Source organism: Streptomyces siamensis, from assembly GCF_039543605.1.
GTDB lineage: Bacteria > Actinomycetota > Actinomycetes > Streptomycetales > Streptomycetaceae > Streptomyces > Streptomyces siamensis.
On the sequence record NZ_BAABKB010000047.1, the window covers coordinates 59,486 to 75,477 of the forward strand.

At 71.2% G+C, this 15,992-nt stretch carries 14 protein-coding genes and 1 pseudogene; 8 read left to right on the top strand and 7 right to left on the bottom strand.

Annotation, left to right across the window (positions count from 1 at the left end; all coding sequences use genetic code 11):
• Window positions 1-98: 98 nt before the first annotated feature.
• Window positions 99-911: an MBL fold metallo-hydrolase gene (locus ABEB03_RS42330; RefSeq protein WP_345658403.1), complete on the bottom strand. Its 813-nt coding sequence runs from the start codon at window positions 909-911 to the stop codon at window positions 99-101.
• Window positions 912-1,048: 137 nt separating this feature from the next.
• Here ABEB03_RS42330 and ABEB03_RS42335 point away from each other — a divergent pair, with 137 nt between their 5' ends.
• On the top strand, window positions 1,049-1,651 hold the full coding sequence (locus ABEB03_RS42335; RefSeq protein WP_345658404.1) for a TetR/AcrR family transcriptional regulator: 603 nt from the start codon (window positions 1,049-1,051) through the stop codon (window positions 1,649-1,651).
• Between the two features lie 174 nt (window positions 1,652-1,825).
• Window positions 1,826-2,266, top strand: coding sequence for an SPW repeat protein (locus ABEB03_RS42340; RefSeq protein ID WP_345658405.1), 441 nt, complete (start codon window positions 1,826-1,828; stop codon window positions 2,264-2,266).
• Window positions 2,267-2,440: 174 nt separating this feature from the next.
• Here the strand turns inward: ABEB03_RS42340 and ABEB03_RS42345 are convergent, their stop codons facing one another.
• Window positions 2,441-3,208: an ArsR/SmtB family transcription factor gene (locus tag ABEB03_RS42345; protein ID WP_345658406.1), complete on the bottom strand. Its 768-nt coding sequence runs from the start codon at window positions 3,206-3,208 to the stop codon at window positions 2,441-2,443.
• Between the two features lie 179 nt (window positions 3,209-3,387).
• On the opposite strand from ABEB03_RS42345, the gene ABEB03_RS42350 reads away from it, so the two are divergent.
• Window positions 3,388-3,966 (top strand): GNAT family N-acetyltransferase, encoded by a 579-nt coding sequence (locus ABEB03_RS42350; RefSeq protein WP_345658407.1) that lies wholly within the window; start codon window positions 3,388-3,390, stop codon window positions 3,964-3,966.
• 54 nt (window positions 3,967-4,020) lie between these two features.
• On the opposite strand, the gene ABEB03_RS42355 is transcribed toward ABEB03_RS42350, so the two are convergent.
• Window positions 4,021-4,536: a GNAT family N-acetyltransferase gene (locus ABEB03_RS42355; RefSeq protein WP_345658408.1), complete on the bottom strand. Its 516-nt coding sequence runs from the start codon at window positions 4,534-4,536 to the stop codon at window positions 4,021-4,023.
• Between the two features lie 311 nt (window positions 4,537-4,847).
• Entirely contained in the window at window positions 4,848-6,305 is a 1,458-nt protein-coding gene (locus ABEB03_RS42360; RefSeq protein ID WP_345658409.1) for an APC family permease, read from the bottom strand.
• A 232-nt stretch (window positions 6,306-6,537) separates the two neighbouring features.
• Here ABEB03_RS42360 and ABEB03_RS42365 point away from each other — a divergent pair, with 232 nt between their 5' ends.
• Together ABEB03_RS42365 and ABEB03_RS42370 are read left to right on the top strand one after the other, a co-directional pair.
• Complete coding sequence (locus ABEB03_RS42365) at window positions 6,538-7,719, top strand: ROK family protein (protein ID WP_345658504.1); 1,182 nt, start codon at window positions 6,538-6,540, stop codon at window positions 7,717-7,719.
• A gap of 460 nt (window positions 7,720-8,179) precedes the next feature.
• The gene (locus ABEB03_RS42370) at window positions 8,180-10,909 is read left to right on the top strand and encodes a glycoside hydrolase family 2 protein (protein ID WP_345658410.1); all 2,730 of its coding nucleotides are present in this window, start codon (window positions 8,180-8,182) and stop codon (window positions 10,907-10,909) included.
• 89 nt (window positions 10,910-10,998) lie between these two features.
• On the opposite strand, the gene ABEB03_RS42375 is transcribed toward ABEB03_RS42370, so the two are convergent.
• On the bottom strand, window positions 10,999-12,441 hold the full coding sequence (locus ABEB03_RS42375; RefSeq protein ID WP_345658411.1) for a hydrolase: 1,443 nt from the start codon (window positions 12,439-12,441) through the stop codon (window positions 10,999-11,001).
• Window positions 12,442-12,673: 232 nt separating this feature from the next.
• Between ABEB03_RS42375 and ABEB03_RS42380 the strand changes: the two genes are divergently transcribed.
• The 3 genes from ABEB03_RS42380 to ABEB03_RS42390 all read left to right on the top strand — a co-directional run bounded on the left by ABEB03_RS42380 (window position 12,674) and on the right by ABEB03_RS42390 (window position 14,301).
• Window positions 12,674-12,937, top strand: a complete 264-nt coding sequence (locus ABEB03_RS42380; protein ID WP_345658412.1) for a GlsB/YeaQ/YmgE family stress response membrane protein — start codon at window positions 12,674-12,676, stop codon at window positions 12,935-12,937.
• A 127-nt stretch (window positions 12,938-13,064) separates the two neighbouring features.
• The gene (locus ABEB03_RS42385; RefSeq protein ID WP_345658413.1) at window positions 13,065-13,946 is read left to right on the top strand and encodes a GNAT family N-acetyltransferase; all 882 of its coding nucleotides are present in this window, start codon (window positions 13,065-13,067) and stop codon (window positions 13,944-13,946) included.
• 37 nt (window positions 13,947-13,983) lie between these two features.
• Window positions 13,984-14,301: a hypothetical protein gene (locus ABEB03_RS42390; protein ID WP_345658414.1), complete on the top strand. Its 318-nt coding sequence runs from the start codon at window positions 13,984-13,986 to the stop codon at window positions 14,299-14,301.
• Window positions 14,302-14,348: 47 nt separating this feature from the next.
• Here the strand turns inward: ABEB03_RS42390 and ABEB03_RS42395 are convergent.
• Window positions 14,349-14,969 (bottom strand): annotated as a pseudogene (locus ABEB03_RS42395) (NAD-dependent epimerase/dehydratase family protein); the annotation flags it as partial.
• A gap of 110 nt (window positions 14,970-15,079) precedes the next feature.
• Complete coding sequence (locus ABEB03_RS42400; protein WP_345658415.1) at window positions 15,080-15,856, bottom strand: GNAT family N-acetyltransferase; 777 nt, start codon at window positions 15,854-15,856, stop codon at window positions 15,080-15,082.
• Between the last annotated feature and the right edge of the window lie 136 nt (window positions 15,857-15,992).

Below are 15,992 nucleotides of genomic sequence, written 5' to 3' on the forward strand. Positions count from 1 at the left end.
GCGTTCACCCCTTGTTCCGGAGCTGGGGCGCTTTCGGATTGCCCGAACGCGACCTTCCTCCGATCGGATGACGACGAGCCGGGCGACGGGCGTCGCCGTCAGCCCGTGCAGCGGGCCAGTTCCCAGGGATCGTGGGCGCTGAAGACGTCGACCTCGTCGCCGTGCAGCCGCACCAGTTCGCGCAGCCGGGCGTGGTTGGCGAGCCGCAGCGGCCGGTCCACCTCGGTGATCTGCTGGAGGATGTCCATGCCGGGGTGTCCCTGCGGGGCGTCGGGGTCGATCTCGCGGTGGAAGTAGTAGGCGTCGCCGCAGTGCAGGAGCCGGCGGCCGGAGTCCTGCACGGCGATCGCGCAGTGGCCGCGGGTGTGTCCGCCGAGCGGCACGAGCAGGATGTCCGCGTCCACTCCGGCCAGCGGCCGCACCGCGTCGAATCCGTACCAGGGGTCGCCCGAGGTCTGCGTGTACGTCACCCAGTGCGGCCGATGGGCCCACTGGGCAGGGCGGTAGCGGACACGGTCCTCGGGGTGGGCGCCCGGCGCCGCCATGGCCGCCCGGTGTTCGTCCTCGGAGAGGTGGACCTTCGCCCAGGGGAAGTCGGGCAGGCCGCCCGCGTGGTCGAGGTCGAGATGGCTGAGCACGATGTGCCGGACGTCCTCGGGGCGGAAGCCGAGCGCGGCGACCTGGCGGACAGCGGTCTCGGCGGGGTCCAGGACCGGCTGGGCGCGGCCGAGGAAGTCGGCGCCGAGGTTCTCCTCTGGCCGCGCCACGTCGGCGGTGCCGATGCCGGTGTCGACCAGGACGAGACCGTCGCGGTCGGTTTCGACGAGCAGGCAGTGGCACACCGCGGGCAGGCTCCCGTGGGCGGTGTCGATCGTCCGCATGGAGCCGCAGTTCAGGTGGTGGACCTTCACGATGAGTCCTTTCGGCCGCCTTGGACGCGGTGTCGCACGAAGGGCGTCGGGACGCCGCGGGCGTCAGAGGGCGACAAGAATTAGATAACGAACGTTCGTGAGCTAATAGCGAACGGTCGTTAGGTTAAAGTGATCCCATGAGCCCGCGCAAGTCCGTCGCCGAGACAGCCGCCACCCGTGACCGGATCATCGAGAGCGCCTTGACGCTGGCCTCCGCCGAAGGACTCGAAGGCCTCACCATCGGCCGCCTCGCGACCGAGCTGGAGATGAGCAAGGCAGGCGTGATCGGTCACTTCGGCAGCAAGGAGGGCCTCCAGCTCGCCGTGCTGGACGCCGCGACGGAGCGCTTCCGGCTGCGGGTTCCGGCCCGCGCCGTCGGCGCACGGCCCGGCACGGAGCGGCTGACGCGCGCCTTCGACGAGTGGATCGACTACATGTCGCAGGACGAAGGGCACGGGGGCTGCTTCCTCACCTCCGCGGCCGGCGAGTTCGACGGCCGCCCCGGCACGGTCCGCGACCGCGTGCTCGACGCGCTCGACACCTGGTCGGCGTATGTGACGGCGGAGCTGACCACGGCGGTCGCGAACCGCGAACTGCCCGAGCGCACCGATGTGGAGCAGCTCGCCTTCGAGCTCAACGGCGTGGCCCTGGCGGCGAACCAGTCGATCCAGCTGCACCGCGATCCGCTGGCGCCCACGCGGGCCCGACGCGCCGTCGCGCGCCTGCTCATCGCCCCCTGAAACGAGTCCCCGGCCTCCACAGAGGGGCCGAGAACATCACTCACGACCCTCCAGACCCGCGAGCTCTACACATAAAGAGAAAATAAGCGCAGAATGGGCGTAAGCGGCACTTACCGCATGCGCACCGGACGCGGTCGGGCCGTGGAGTTCGAGAGAGATCGAAGGAGACGAGTCATGGCCAACGTCTCGCATACCAGGGGTGACATCACCAGCCACCCCGACGTATCCGAAATGCGGGCTCGGTACGACCGCGTACTCGGCGGTCGCGATGTGGCGCTCGTGGACGGGCCGGTGTTCCTGCTCGGCCTGTACTGCGCGGTGTCCCCGTGGATACTCCACTACACGACGAACCAGCCGGCGCTGGCGGCCCACAATCTGATCCTGGGGATCGCGATAGCCGCGCTGGCCCTCGGGTTCACCATGATGCCGGAAAGGATGTACGGCCTGAGCTGGGCCATCTGCGCGATAGGCGCATGGCTGATCATCTCCCCGTGGGTGGTCGGCACCAGCCCGGACGCCGGAGTGGTCATCAACAGCATCATCATGGGCGCGCTGGCCGTGGTGCTGGGCGCCGTGTGCGCGGCGACGACTACCAGGGCCAACACCAGGGCGTGACCCGGCAGTTGCGCGGTCCCGGGCCCACCCGGGCGACGGCACCTTCTCGGGCATGACCCGACGACGGCACGTTCCCGGACACGGCCCGGCGACGGGAGAGGAACGGAGGTCGGCCACGGACGATCGCGGGCCGGCCCGCACCGAGCGGGCCGGCCCCTCCGCGTCCGCGCCCGGTCAGCGTCCTGGCACCAGCCACGGCTCCTGCGGCAGCGGACTGCCGGTCTCCAGCAGGGACTTGAGGTTGGACAGCACCGCCGCCCAGCCCGAGGCGGCATCGCGCAGCTCGGACTCGTCGGCGAGGTCCTCGTGGGTCACCGTGAGCCGGACGATGTCGGCGTGCGGCTGGATGTCGAAGGTGACCTGGGAGTACCGGTCCGCGTCACCCTCGCGCTCGGGCGCGGCCCAGGTGGTCACGAGGCGTGTCGGGCGGTCGCTCTCCACGACGGTGCCGATCACGTCGGCGACCCCGGAGCCGTCGGTGCGGCGGTGTTCCCAGCGGGATCCCGGCCGCCAGTCCGAGACGTTGCTGTGGCCCCAGTACCGGGCGGTCAGGTCGGCATCGGTGAGTGCGTCCCAGACCTTCTCCGGCGTGCTCCGGATGTAGATGACGTACACGAAGTCGGGCTTGTCGGTCATGGCTTCCTCGGCCTTTCGTCTGAGGGCGCTCAGTGCGCGCAGGCGCGGGCGCTCGAACTTGTCGATCCACCGCTCCTGGATGTCGTGGAGCGGCACCGGATTGAGGTAGTGGAGCTTCTCCCGCCCCCGCCGCACGGTGCTGACGAGGTTGGCGGCCTCCAGGACGGCGAGGTGCTGCGTCACCGACTGACGGGTCATGTCGATGTGCTCGCACAGCTCGCCGAGCGTCTGACCGCTGTGCTCGTGGAGCCGGTCGAGCAGTCGCCGCCGGGTCCCGTCGGCCAGCGCCTTGAAGACCTGATCCATTCCGGAGTCACTCTCTGATCGCACACTCAACGTTATGCAGGCAATCACTTGCATGTCAACTTCCGTCCTGATCCGCCCGTCCTGCGGGCACCCTCCTGACCACGGTGTGCGAGGCCCGGAGCACCCGCGCCGCGCGAGGCCTCTTGGCCGCGCCCCGCCCGGCGCGGCACGATCACCCGATGGACAACCGACCTGCCTTCGACTTCCCCAGGCCGCTGCTGATCGACGGGCTGGGGCTTCAGCTGCGCGAATGGTCCGACGACGACGTGGCGGACCTCGTCGCGATCTACGACGATCCCGAGATCGACCGGTGGACGCCGGTCCCGTCACCTTTCGACACGGTGGCCGCGAGCGCCTATCTGGCCGCCGCCGAGCAGAAGGGTGTCGAGGGGCGGACGGTGCAGCTCGCCATCACTACGGACGGCGGGGCGGCGCAGGGCGAGATCCTGCTGTTCCGCAACGCGGTCGACGAGCGGGACCTCGAACTCGCCTACGGGGTGGGGCCCGCCCACCGGGGCAGGGGCATCGCGACCCGCGCGGTGCGTCTCGCGGTGGACTTCGCCGGACGCCGGGTCGCTCCGCGGCGCATGGTGCTGTGCATCGAGAACGGGAACACGGCGAGCGAGCGCGTCGCCAGGGCCGCCGGCTTCTCGCTGACGAACGACCGGCCCGTGGTCCGGGAGGCCAAGGGGCGCGAGGTCGTCCTGAGGACCTGGAGCCACGACGCGAGCGACACCTCCGGGAGCGCGAGCTCCTGATCCGGTCCGCGACGCGCCCCGGGTCTCAGGGGCCGAGGAGGCGGCCCGCGAGTCTCACCCGCGAGAGAGCGGGCTCGCCGAGAGGTCGAGGGTGAACGCCACCCGGTCGAGTCCGGGGCCGTCGTAGTCGGCCTTCACGGCCGACTCGGTGAAGCCGAGCCGGGTGTGGAAGCCCCGCGACGCGGTGTTCTGCGGGCTGGTGACGCAGTGCACGTAGCGGCGGCCGTGCGACCCCGCGAGCGCGAAGAAGGCCCGGTACAGGACGCGGCCGATGCCCTGTCCGCGCAGGCGCGGGTCGACGCCGACGAAGTGCACGTAGGCGGCGTCGGGCTCGGTCTGCGAGAGGAAGCCGACCAGGAAGGCGGCCACCTCTCCGCCGTCGCCTTCCACCAGGAACCCGGTCGTGGTGAAGTGCTGGAAGTACAACCGCGGCAGCAGCAGCGCGCGTTCGAGCGCACCCGCCTGTCCCTTCAGGCCGCCCCACCACGCGTCCAGCACCCCGAGCACCCGCGCGTGGTCCTCTTCGACAGGGTGCCGCGCCGTCAGTCCGGCCGGAAGGTCGTCGATCATCCGCGCAGTCTGCCATCCGCCTCCGGCACCCCACCACGCCCGGTTCCGGCCGCCGCAGCGTCGCGTGTCCGGCCGCACGGAACACCGGCCCGGCCCGGCCCGGTTCCGGCCCGGCCGCGACCTGCCGATCCGGCACCGCGGTGGCGGTGACCGTCGGGGCTCCCGCTCCGACGGTCACCGTGCGTCACGCGCCGACGGGCGCGCGTTGCCTCACCCCCCGACGGGTGCGCGCTGCTTCCCCCACCGACGGGCGCGCCGTGCATCACGCGTCCACGGGCACCCTGGCGACACGACGGCAGGCACTCCGTGGGTCACGCGCCGGCGGGTTCCGCGTCGGGTGCCGCCGGCGCGGCCAGGTACTCCTCGCTGGTCTCCTTCGGGCCGAAGGGCCACACCTTCTCCAGGCGCGCCCAGACGACGAAGGCGACACAGCCCAGCGCCACCCAGGCCAGGGACCATTCGATCGGGTGGCGGCCCGGCGAGTTCTTGTCCGCGTAGCCGTAGATGGTGAGCCAGCCCGCCAGGGCGACGAAGCTCGGCACCGGGTAGAGCCACATCCGGTACGGCCGGTGCAGGTCGGGCTGCCGCTTGCGCAGCACCGAGAGGGCGACCACCTGGGCCAGCGCCTGGACGATCACCATGACCGTGGTCAGCAACTGGATGAGGGTGGCCAGGTCCGTGTGCCGGCCGATGAGGAAGCCGATCGCGGAGACGACGCCCATGGTCGCGAGGCCGAGCATCGGGAAGCGGTGCTTGGGGTGCAGCTTGGCGTAGGGGCGGAAGAACACGCCGTCGCGGGCCGCGTCGTAGGGCACGCGCGAGCCGCCGAGCAGTCCGGTGAAGACCGAGGCGAACGCCGTGACGAGGATGAGGACGGTGACCGTGTCGGCGGCGCCCTTGCCCCAGGTCTTCTCCAGCACCGCCGAGGCCACGGACGTGGAGGCGATGTCCGAGGGGTCGGTCATCCGGTGCCAGTCGATGACGCCCAGCGTGCCGATCTGGAGCAGCAGGTAGATCGCCATGATGCCGAGGATCGAGAACACGATCGAGCGGGGCAGGACGCGGCCGGGGTCCTTGATCTCGGCGCCCATGTAGGCGGTCGTGTTGTAGCCCAGGTAGTCGTAGATACCGATGGTCAGACCCGCGGCGAAGCCGATCCAGAAGTGACTGCTGGTCAGTTCGAAGGCGTGGGCCGGGTAGGTGAACGCGAGGTGTGCGCTGAAGTCGGTGGCCGCGGCGAGGATCACCAGGACCACCGAGATGATCATCACGGCCCACATGACGGCGGTGATCCTGGCGATGTGCTCGATCCCCCGCCACAGCAGGAGCACGACGAGCGCGACGATGCACAGACCGACGAGGTCACCCGTGGTCTGCCCCATGCCGGGGGCCAGATAGCCCAGGTACTGGACGAAGCCGACCACGCCGGTGGACATGATCAGCGGGATGAAGAGCATCGCCGTCCACACGAACAGGAAGGGCATCAGGCGGCCCGTGCGGTACTGGAAGGCCTGGCGCAGATAGACGTAACTGCCGCCGGAGCCGGGCATCGAGGCGCCAAGCTCGGCCCAGACGAGACCGTCCGCCAGGGCCAGCAGTGCTCCGGCGACGAACCCGATGACCGCCTGCGGTCCGCCGAACGCGGCGACCATCAAAGGGATCGTCACGAACGGCCCGATGCCGCACATCTGGCTCATGTTGATGGCCGTGGCCTGGAACAGGCCGACGCGGCGGACGAATCCGCCGCTCGGCGGGGGGCTACCGGACATGGGTCCTCCTCGGACGAGGCACGGAGGGAGAGAGACGGGTGCGGCCTCCTCGTCGGCGGCCGACGGATCGGAGCGGATCAAGGACGGCGGATCGAGAGGCGGATCGACGGGCGGGTCACCGGCCGGCGCCGGCTCTCCCGCCGGCTCGCCCGGCAAGGCTGACTGGGCGATAAAGTTAAGGAGCCTTACTAGATGCGTCAAGAGGGTGACCCGCATGCGTGAGAATGGTGCGATGCCCGCCCGTGACGTCGCAGAGCAGCCCGAACAGCCTTGGAACCGCAGGCGGTTGCGCAGTACCAACGAGCGACTGCTGCTGGACCGGCTGCGTACCGGCGGCGCCGCCTCACGCGCCCAGCTCGCCCGCGAGACCGGCCTGTCGAAGCCGACGGTCTCCAGCGCGCTCGCGGCCCTCGCCGGGGCGGGCCTGGTCCACGAGGTCGGCACGCACACACCCGAGCGTGGCCGGGTGGCCGTCCTCTACGCCCCGGACCCCTCGGCCGGTCACGCCCTCGGCATCGACATCGGTCGCGGGTGGCTGCGCGTCGCGGTCGCCGACCTGGACGGCACCGTGATCGCACGGACCGACGTACGCAACCGGGCCCGCACCTCCGGCGCACTGGCCGACCTGGTGGTCGCCACCGCCCACCAGGTCGTCGCGGGCTCGGGCGTCGGCGCGGACGAGGTGGCCCACGCGGTGATGGGCACGCCCGGCGTGTACGACGCGACGCAGCGGCGGGTGCGCTACGCGATGCACCTGCCCGGGTGGGGCCGCGCCGGTCTGTTCGACCGGATGCGCGAGGACCTGGGCATCCCGCTGGAGGTGCACAACGACGCCAACCTCGCGGCCCTGGGCGAGTACACCTACGGGGTCGGCGCGGGCAGCCGGCTGTTCGCGTACATCATGATCGGGACGGGTCTCGGGATGGGTGTCGTGAACGAGGGGCGGCTGTTCACCGGGGCGCACGGCGGGGCCGGGGAGATCGGCTTCCTGCCCTGGCCGGGCCGGCAGAAGCCGGAGACGCTGGAGGACGCGGTGTCCGGCGTGGCCGTGGTCGAGGCCGCCAGGCACTTCGGCATGACCGGGCAGCTCACCGCGAAGGCGGTCTTCGACGCGGCGCGCGCGGGCACTCCCGCCGCGGTCGACGCGGTCCGGCTGGAGGGCGAGCGGATCGCCCACACGGTGGCGGCCGCGGCGGCGGTGCTCGATCCCGATCTGGTGGTGCTGGGCGGCGGGGTGGGCCACAGCGTCGACCTGCTGCTGCGCCCCATACGCGAGACGCTGCGCACGCTGACACCGCTGCGCCCGCGGATCGTGCCCGGACGGCTGGGCGAGGACGCGGTGCTGCTGGGGGCCGTGGCGACGGCATTGGGCACCGCGCGCGACGTGGTGTTCGAGCGCCGCTCGGCCTCCTGAACGGGATCGTCCCTCCGAGTGCTCCGCCCGGTGGCGAGCTCCCAGACGGAGCCTCACCTCCGGGGGACGGGGCTTCCCCCCTACGGACCACCTCTCCTTGCAACACATCATGTCCGGGGCCAGGCACCTTGCTCGCTCCCGACCCGCTTCCCGACGGCGACTCACGTCCCAGTGGAGGCACCTTCCCCCCATCGGGCCCACTGCCCGGCGGCGATGCGCATGACGCGGGAGGCGCATTTCCCCCAGGTGGCCGCCCTGCTGACGGGGACTCACCGGTACCGGCGGCGGTGATCCGTCCGCCGGCTCGTACTCCGCGGCCCGGACGGCACCGGACCTCGCGGTGATTGACATGAATTACTCACCGGCCTAGCTTGTGGGCGCAGTTAGTAAAGTTTCCTAACTTGAGCTGACTCTCGCAGTGTCGCAGCGCGGATGCTCCCCCACCCCCAAGGAGACCACCGTGTTCCACCGCCGTGCCGCAAGACGGCGCCTCGCCACGGCCACTGTCACCCTGTGTGCCCTGTGCGCCCTGTCCACGTGCGCAGTGGCCGAGGCCGACGGGCCGGCGACCGTGCGCCCCGCGCAGCGGTCCCCGGTGACGAAAGTGGCCTCCGCCCCCGGCAGCACCACCGCACTCGGCGGCTACACGATCCGGTCGAGCGCCCAGGTCACCGACTCACCGGCGAAGGTGTCGAGCCCCGGCTATCCGGCGAGCGGCTGGGTACCCGCGGGCCCGCGCTCGACGGTGCTCGCGGCGCTGCTCGCCGACGGGAAGTACGCCGATCCGTTCCACTCCACGAACCTCCAGAAGATCCCGAAGTCCGACTTCGCCGTGCCCTGGTGGTACCGCTCGGACTTCACGGTCGACGACACCTCCGAGCGCAGCTATCTGGACTTCAGCGGCGTGATCTCCGCGGCCGACGTGTTCGTCAACGGCCACCAGGTCGCCAAGACCTCCGACGTGAAGGGCGCGTACACGCACCACGAGCTCGACATCACCTCGCTCGTGCGGGCCGGCACCAACACCGTCGCCTTCCGGATCCAGCCCAACGACCCGACCAAGATGCTCACCATGGGCTGGCTCGACTGGCTGCAACCGCCGCCCGACCAGAACATGGGCATCGTCCGGGACGTCCTGGTCCGCCGCGGCGGACCGGTCGCACTGCGCGACGCGCACGTGGTCACCGATCTGGACGTGCCCTCGCTCGCCTCCGCGGACCTGACCGTGAAGGCGCGGGCACGCAACGAGACGGACAAGGCCGTGACCGCCACCGTCTCCGGCAGCATCGGCCCCGCGGTCTTCGCCCGGACCGTCCCGCTCGGCCCGCACGAGACGAGGACGGTCACCTTCACCCCGGCCGACTCCCCCGGCCTGCACCTGAAGGCACCGAAGGTGTGGTGGCCCGCCGGCATGGGCGGACAGCCCCTGTACGGCCTCGATCTGAGCGTCTCCGTCGCGGGCGAGCGCTCCGACCGCGCGCACGAGGACTTCGGCATCCGCGAGGTCAAGGCTCCCCTGAACCGCGACGGGGCGCGGCAGTACAGCATCAACGGCCGCAGACTGCTGATCAAGGGCGGCGGCTGGTCGCCGGACGAGTTCCTGCGCTGGGACCGGACCTACGTCGAGGACCGGTTGAAGTACGTGCGTGATCTGGGGCTCAACACGGTCCGGCTGGAAGGGCACATCGAGCCGGACGAGTTCTTCGACCTGGCCGACAAGTACGGCGTCCTCACGCTGCCCGGCTGGGAGTGCTGCACCAAGTGGGAGGGCAACGTCAACAGCGGCGAGGCCGGGGAGCCCTGGACGGCCGCCGACTATCCCGTCGCCAAGGCGTCGATGGCCGCCGAGGCCGCACGGCTGCGCTCCCATCCCAGCGTGATCTCCTTCCTCATCGGCAGCGACGCCGCGCCGGACGCCACGATCGAGAAGAACTACCTGGACGCGCTCCGCGCTGCCGACTGGCCGACGCCCGTGGTCCCCGCAGCCAGCGACAAGTCCGCCCCTGTCACCGGCAGTTCGGGCATGAAGATGACCGGGCCCTACGAATGGATCCCGCCGAACTACTGGTACGCCAAGCGCGAGGGCGGCGCGACCGGCTTCAACTCCGAGACCGGCGCGGGCCCCGACATCCCCACACTGGACACCCTGCGCCGCATGATGTCGCCCGCCGAACTGGACACGCTCTGGAAGGACCCGGGCGCCAAGCAGTACCACCGTTCACCGTCGTCGACCTTCGCCACCCTGAAGATCTACGACAACGCCCTGGCCGGACGCTACGGCGCCCCCACCGGGCTGACCGACTACGTGCGCAAGGCGCAACTCGCCCAGTACGAGAACGTGCGGGCCCAGTTCGAGGCGTACGGGCGCAACGCCACGGACGCCTCGAAGCCCTCGACCGGCGTCATCTACTGGATGCTCAACAGCGGGTGGACTTCACTGCACTGGCAGCTGATGGACCGTTATCTGGACCAGGGCGGGGCCTACTTCGGCGCGAAGAAGGCCAATGAGCCGCTGCACGTCCAGTACTCGTACGACGACCGCTCGGTCGTCGTGGTGAACAACCGGCACGAGCCGGTCTCCGGGCTGACGGCCCGGGTCACGCTCTTCGACACCGACGGCACACAGAAGTACAACCGGACGGCGACCGGTGTGGACGTGGCCGGCGACGGGGCGCGCAGCACCGCTCTCACGGTGCCGTCCTCGGTGAGCGGGCTGTCCCCGACGTATCTCGCCCGGCTGGTCCTGACCGACTCCCGGGGCAAGGAGGTCAGCCGCAACGTCTATTGGCTGTCGACGAAGCCGGACACCCTCGACTGGGCCCGCACCGACTGGTACTACACGCCGACCACGAGCTACGCGGACCTCAGGGGCCTCGGCTCGATGGCGCAGGTCCCGGTCTCCGCGACGGCGACCACGGACACCGGGCCCGACGGCATCGCGACGACCAGGGTCACCCTGCGCAACACGGGGACGGGGAAGACCCCCTCGCTGCTCACCGACGCGCACCTGGTCGACGCCGAGGGCAGGCCGGTGCTGCCGGCCCAGTGGTCCGACAACCAGGTCAGCCTGTGGCCCGGAGAGTCCACGACACTCACGGTGACCTATCGGACGGCCGATCTGCGGGGCTCGGCTCCGCGGATCCGCGTCTCGGGCTGGAACACACCCGAGACCACGGTCCCGGCGACCTAGACGGGAAGCGCCGGGAAGATCGCGAGAGGCGGAGGAGCAGGAGAAGGGCGGGCCCGGTGCCGCGGGCCCGCCCTTTGGTCCGCTGCGGATCAGCTCACGTTCAGGGCCGTGTCGTCGATGACGAACGACGTCTGGAGCATGGAGCCTTCGGTGCCGGTGAACTTGATCGTGACCGTCTGCCCGGCGTAGGCGGTGCCGAGGGCGAAGGTGCGCTGGGTGTATCCCGAGGCTGCGTTCAGGTTCGAGTACGTGGCCAGGGTCGACAGCACGGTTCCGCCGCTGTTCAGCACCTGGGCCTTGAGGGTGTCGTACGCCGTGCCGGTGGTCGTCTCGGCCGTGTCCACATGGAGGTGGAAGCTGAGGGTCGCCGAGCAGCCGGACGGGATGGTCACCGACTGGGAGAGGGTGTCGGTGTGCGCGGAGCCGTAGCCGTTCAGCCACGCCTTGTACGAGCCGGTGCGGGCGGCCTCGCCGGTGTCGGTGGTGATCACACCGCTGCTCGCGCTCCAGGACGTGCTGCCGGACTCGAAGCCGGGGTTGGCGAGCAGCTGGGCGGCCGTGCAGGTGCCGCCGCCCCCGCCCCCGCTGCCGCTCGCGCCGGCGAGCCACTCGGTGGCGTTCAGGGCCAGCGCGGCGTTGGTGGCGCCGGAGTCGTTCCAGCCGTCGTAGAGCGTGTTGCCGGACTGACCGGTGCCGTCGTCGATGGGCGAGCTGTCGCCCCAGAACGCGACCCGGCCGCTGCCGAAGGTGCTGGTCGCGAAGAACGCGCCGGTGTTGCCGGAGTAACCGGTGCGGTAGAGCAGGCCCTTGACGGCGGGGTTGTCGGCGGGTTTGAGCGTCGCGGTGGTACCGCTCGCGATCAGGCTCTTGGTGACGGTGCCGAACGAGCCGTGCAGGACGGCGTTCGTGCTGTCGGCGACGGCGCTCGGATAGTCGGAGCCGATGCTCAGCGAGTCGACGGAGAAGCCGAACGGGTCGGTGCTGTCGACGCTGTTCGCGGTCATCAGGTCGTTGAATATCTCGACCGCGTCGTAGCCGTCGTTGTTGCGGTCGGCGCCCGTGTGGTCGGAGATCATGAACAGGCCGCCGCCGTTCTGCACGAACGTCATGATCGCGGTCTTCTCCGCCGTGGTGAACAGCGTGTTGGGCTCGGGCAGCACCAGTTCGTCGAAGTTCTTCAGGTCGGTCGCGGCGGAGCCTCCGTAGGTGAGGCTCGACCCCGAGGGCAGTGTCTTGAGGCTGTAGTCGCCCGTCTTCTGCAGGGCCACGCCCCATGAGGACAGTGCGCCGGTCCAGTCCGTCTCGGCGGACGGGGTGGAGTCCTGGCCGAGCGGGTCGGGCTGGCTGGTGGAGACGATCCAGTCGGCGTTGCCGGCCGTCTCGGCGTGGCCGTTGTCGAACAGGACGCGGTGGGGGGTGGCGGCCTGTGCGGGCGTGGCACCGGCCGTCTGGACGGCGGCTCCCGTGACGAGGAGTCCGAACACGGCCAGCGCCGTGGTGATTCTGTGGCGGGAACGTCTGAGTCCGAGCATCCGGCGAACCTCCGAGTGGGGTGGGGAGAGGCGGTGCGGGCGCCAAGTCTGCGCGCGTAGAACGGTGGGTGGCCGTCCACCACGCGACAGATTTTTGAACGGTACATGACTAGTCGACCGTCGAACAGGAACCCGGCGGAACCCGATCCGAGGCGGGCGGCACCGGAGCGGGACTGCCTCGGCTTCCAGGGGGCACTAGATAACAGCAGGGAACCGACATAGAGGGGCGGAGATGGAGATCTCAGGCATCATCAGTGCCATAGTCATCGGCATCATCATCGGTGTGCTGGGACGGCTCGTCGTCCCGGGCCGCCAGCGCATCGGCATTCTGCTGACGATCGTCGTCGGCATCGTGGCGGCATTGATCGGCTCGGCACTCGCCGCCGCCTTCGACGTCGCCGACACCAAGGGCATCGACTGGATCGAATGGCTCATCCAGATCGGGCTCGCGGCGCTGGGCGTCGCGGCGCTGGACCGGTCGAGGGCACACCGCTGACCGGCGAGGCCATTGCGAGTACAGGAGCCGTGTGCCGTGGTGCGCGCTCAATTCCGTTGCGGAGCGCGCACCCGCAGGGCTAGTTTCTGCGGGCTTCGCATCGCACGCCCGACATCACGGAGAGATCTTGCCGCCACGCGTCACACCGCTGACCGACCCCGAGACCACACCCTCCAGCCGACGCCTCGCATGGCTGGCCTCCGGCACCGACGGCGCTCCCCTCGGCTCGGCCTTCCTCCGGCTGTTCACCAAGGAGGGACAGTCCCACCTCGCCGAGCTGGAGATGGCCGTGCACCCCGCCGAGCGGCGGCAGGGAGTGGGCAGCCATCTGCTGGACGCGGCCGTCTCGGCGGCGCGTGAGGAAGGACGGCGCTCGCTCGTCGCCCAGGCCGAGGCCGGCTCGCCCGGCGACCTGTTCCTGGCGGCGCACGGATTCCGCCGGGTGCTCGCGCTGACGTACGCGCGGCTCCCGCTGGCGGACGCGGACGTCGCGAGCATCACCGAGATCGCCGAACGTCCGCACTCCGGCTACGCGTTGACCCACTGGGAAGGCGTCGTGCCGTCCGGCCTCGCGCTGTCGTTCGCACACTCGCGGCGGGCCATGGACGACATGCCGATGGACGACACCGACTACGGAACCGTCGTGTGGGACGTGGATCGGGTCGTGTCGGCGGCCGAGGCGATCGCCAAGCGCGGCGAGTCGCTGCACACGGTGGCGGTGCTGGACCGCTCGGACGGCTCGGTCGTCGGATTCTCCGAACTCGTCGTGCCCGGCGACGGCCGTGGCGATGCCCAGCACTACGGCACGGGTGTGCTCCCCGAGCACCGGGGCCACGGCCTCGGGCTCTGGATGAAGGCCGAGTCGATCCGCCTGGCCCGCCGGCACCACCCCGAACTCGGCGGACTGCTCACCGACACCGCCGACAGCAACGCGCCCATGCGCCGCATCAACGACGCGCTCGGCTATCTGCCCACGCACAGTGCGGTGGAGTACCAGCTCGACCTCTGATCCGGTCGCGCCCTTCGCGGCGCACCCGGCGGCGGGGGTGCGCCGACGCCCGGCCCCCCGCCCGGCCCCGCCTGGGCGGCGCCGCGCGGCCGCCGCCGCCCCGGCGGCCGACGCGGCCAGGTCCTCCAGTGCGGCGAGGCCCTCCTGGCTGGACGGATGGGCCGGAGTCCAGCCCAGTTCCCGTTCCGCCTTCGCGGAGGAGACCCGCATCGACGTCCCCGTCATCGTGTGCGCGTACGACATCGGCCTCATCACCCAGCGCGGCACGGTCATCGGCGCGGGCAGGCCGAACCGTGCGGCGACCGCGCGGACATGGGCGGCGAAGCCCAGCGGCGTGCGGTCGGCGATGTTGTAGGCCTCGCCGGGGCGCCCGCGCTCGACGGCCGCGACGACCGCGCGCGCCGCGTCCACGAGGTCGATCCACGGCAGGACGCGGCCCCGGTCGTGGGTGACGGGAAGCTGCCGCTTGCGCAGCATCGAGACGATGCCGTCGGTACCGCCGGGGCCGTAGAAGAGACCGAAGCGCAGCGCGACGCCCTCCAGTCCCTCGGCCTCGAACATGAGCCGTTCCTTGGTGCGCATCGCCGCGATGTGCCGTTCCAGTTGCGGGGTGGCGCCGGGCGGTCCGAAGGGGACGTCCTCGGTGACGACCTGGTCGCCGTGGTCGCCGTATCCGTACCCGAAGATCATCGACTCCGCGACGAACCGCCGTGCGCCGGTCGCGCGCGCGGCCTCGACGAGATGTGCGGTGCCTTCCGTGCGCAGCGCGTCGGTCGCGTACATGTCCCGGTGCCGCAGGGGTGCCTTGCGCAGGGCGGTCGCGGCGTGGACGACCGTGTCGAAGTGCCGGCCGTCGACGGCCCGCAGCAGCGCGTCGCGGTCCATCAGATCGGCGCGGACGCCGTTGCCGGTGCCCCGGCCGAGACCGGTGACGTGGTGGCCGGCTTCGGTCAGGGCCCTGGTGATGTGCCGGCCGAGAACGCCGCTCGCGCCGGCCAGGAGGATGCTCTGGTTCGTCGTCATGCCCGTGCGACGAACGGCGCGTGCCGGAATGTGACATCGCTCGGGGCGGCTCACCCGCACGGACCTCGGACGTCGCCCTCCGGACACGGAGCGTCCGTGCCCGGAGCACCTCAGAGCGCGTACACGTACGGCGTGGTGGTGGTCAGCGGCTGGAAGCCCAGCCGGGCGAGGACGGGGCGGCTCTGGCCGGAGGCGTCGACCTGGACGTAGCGGTAGCCGCGGTCGGCCGCCACCCGGGCGCGGTGCGCGACGAGCGCCCGGTAGATGCCCCGGCCGCGCCAGGCCTCGACGGTACCGCCGCCCCACAGTCCGGCGAACCGGGTCCCGGGCAGCAGCTCCATGCGGGCGGCGCTGACCGGTACGTCGCCTGCGAGCGCCACGACGGCGACCACCGTGTCCGCCTCGCCGGTGAGCTGGGCGAGCAGTTGGTGGCGCAGCCGTGTGCCGTCCGTGCCGAAGGCCTGTTCGTGGACCTCGGCCACGAGGTCCACGCCCGCCCGGTCGGTGACGGGCAGCAGGCGTACGCCCTCCGGCGGTTCGGCGTCCAGCGCCAGGTCGCCCAGTTCGGCGACCATCACGGTCTCCTCGGGTTCCGCGGTGAAGCCCGCGGCGCGCAGCCGGGACCCGAGGTCCTCCGGCTTGTCGTGCCCGTACAGCTTCCACTCGAACTCCCGCCGGAGTCCGGTGAAGTGGCGGATCTGGTCGGCGATCGCCGCGTCGGCCGTCGTCTCGTCCAGGTCCGACCAGACCACTCCGTTCCAGCCGTGCTCGGCGCCGGTCTGGCGCACCACCTTGCCGGCGCGTTCGACCCGCGCGCCCGGCGCGTCGGGCCGCGCCCCTTCCCGCATGTCCCGGTCGAACAGGGCCAGTACCGCAGCGTGATCCATGGGCTCACTCCAGCACCCGGGGGCCGCTCGGGGCAACGGGGATTTCACCTTGTGGGCGGCCGTCCCCGGTCCGCGGTCACGTACGCGCCCGGCCGGGGCCGTGGGACCCCGCCCGGGCGCGCTCCCCCGCCGCCTC

Coding starts and splice junctions, on each gene's coding strand:
- ABEB03_RS42365 (WP_345658504.1), top strand. CDS start 6,538: ATGCCCGCCCGTGACGTCGCAGAGCAGCCCGAACAGCCTTGGAACCGC.
- ABEB03_RS42380 (WP_345658412.1), top strand. CDS start 12,674: ATGGAGATCTCAGGCATCATCAGTGCCATAGTCATCGGCATCATCATC.
- ABEB03_RS42335 (WP_345658404.1), top strand. CDS start 1,049: ATGAGCCCGCGCAAGTCCGTCGCCGAGACAGCCGCCACCCGTGACCGG.
- ABEB03_RS42375 (WP_345658411.1), bottom strand. CDS start 12,441: ATGCTCGGACTCAGACGTTCCCGCCACAGAATCACCACGGCGCTGGCC.
- ABEB03_RS42345 (WP_345658406.1), bottom strand. CDS start 3,208: ATGGATCAGGTCTTCAAGGCGCTGGCCGACGGGACCCGGCGGCGACTG.
- ABEB03_RS42400 (WP_345658415.1), bottom strand. CDS start 15,856: ATGGATCACGCTGCGGTACTGGCCCTGTTCGACCGGGACATGCGGGAA.
- ABEB03_RS42340 (WP_345658405.1), top strand. CDS start 1,826: ATGGCCAACGTCTCGCATACCAGGGGTGACATCACCAGCCACCCCGAC.
- ABEB03_RS42360 (WP_345658409.1), bottom strand. CDS start 6,305: ATGTCCGGTAGCCCCCCGCCGAGCGGCGGATTCGTCCGCCGCGTCGGC.
- ABEB03_RS42355 (WP_345658408.1), bottom strand. CDS start 4,536: ATGATCGACGACCTTCCGGCCGGACTGACGGCGCGGCACCCTGTCGAA.
- ABEB03_RS42350 (WP_345658407.1), top strand. CDS start 3,388: ATGGACAACCGACCTGCCTTCGACTTCCCCAGGCCGCTGCTGATCGAC.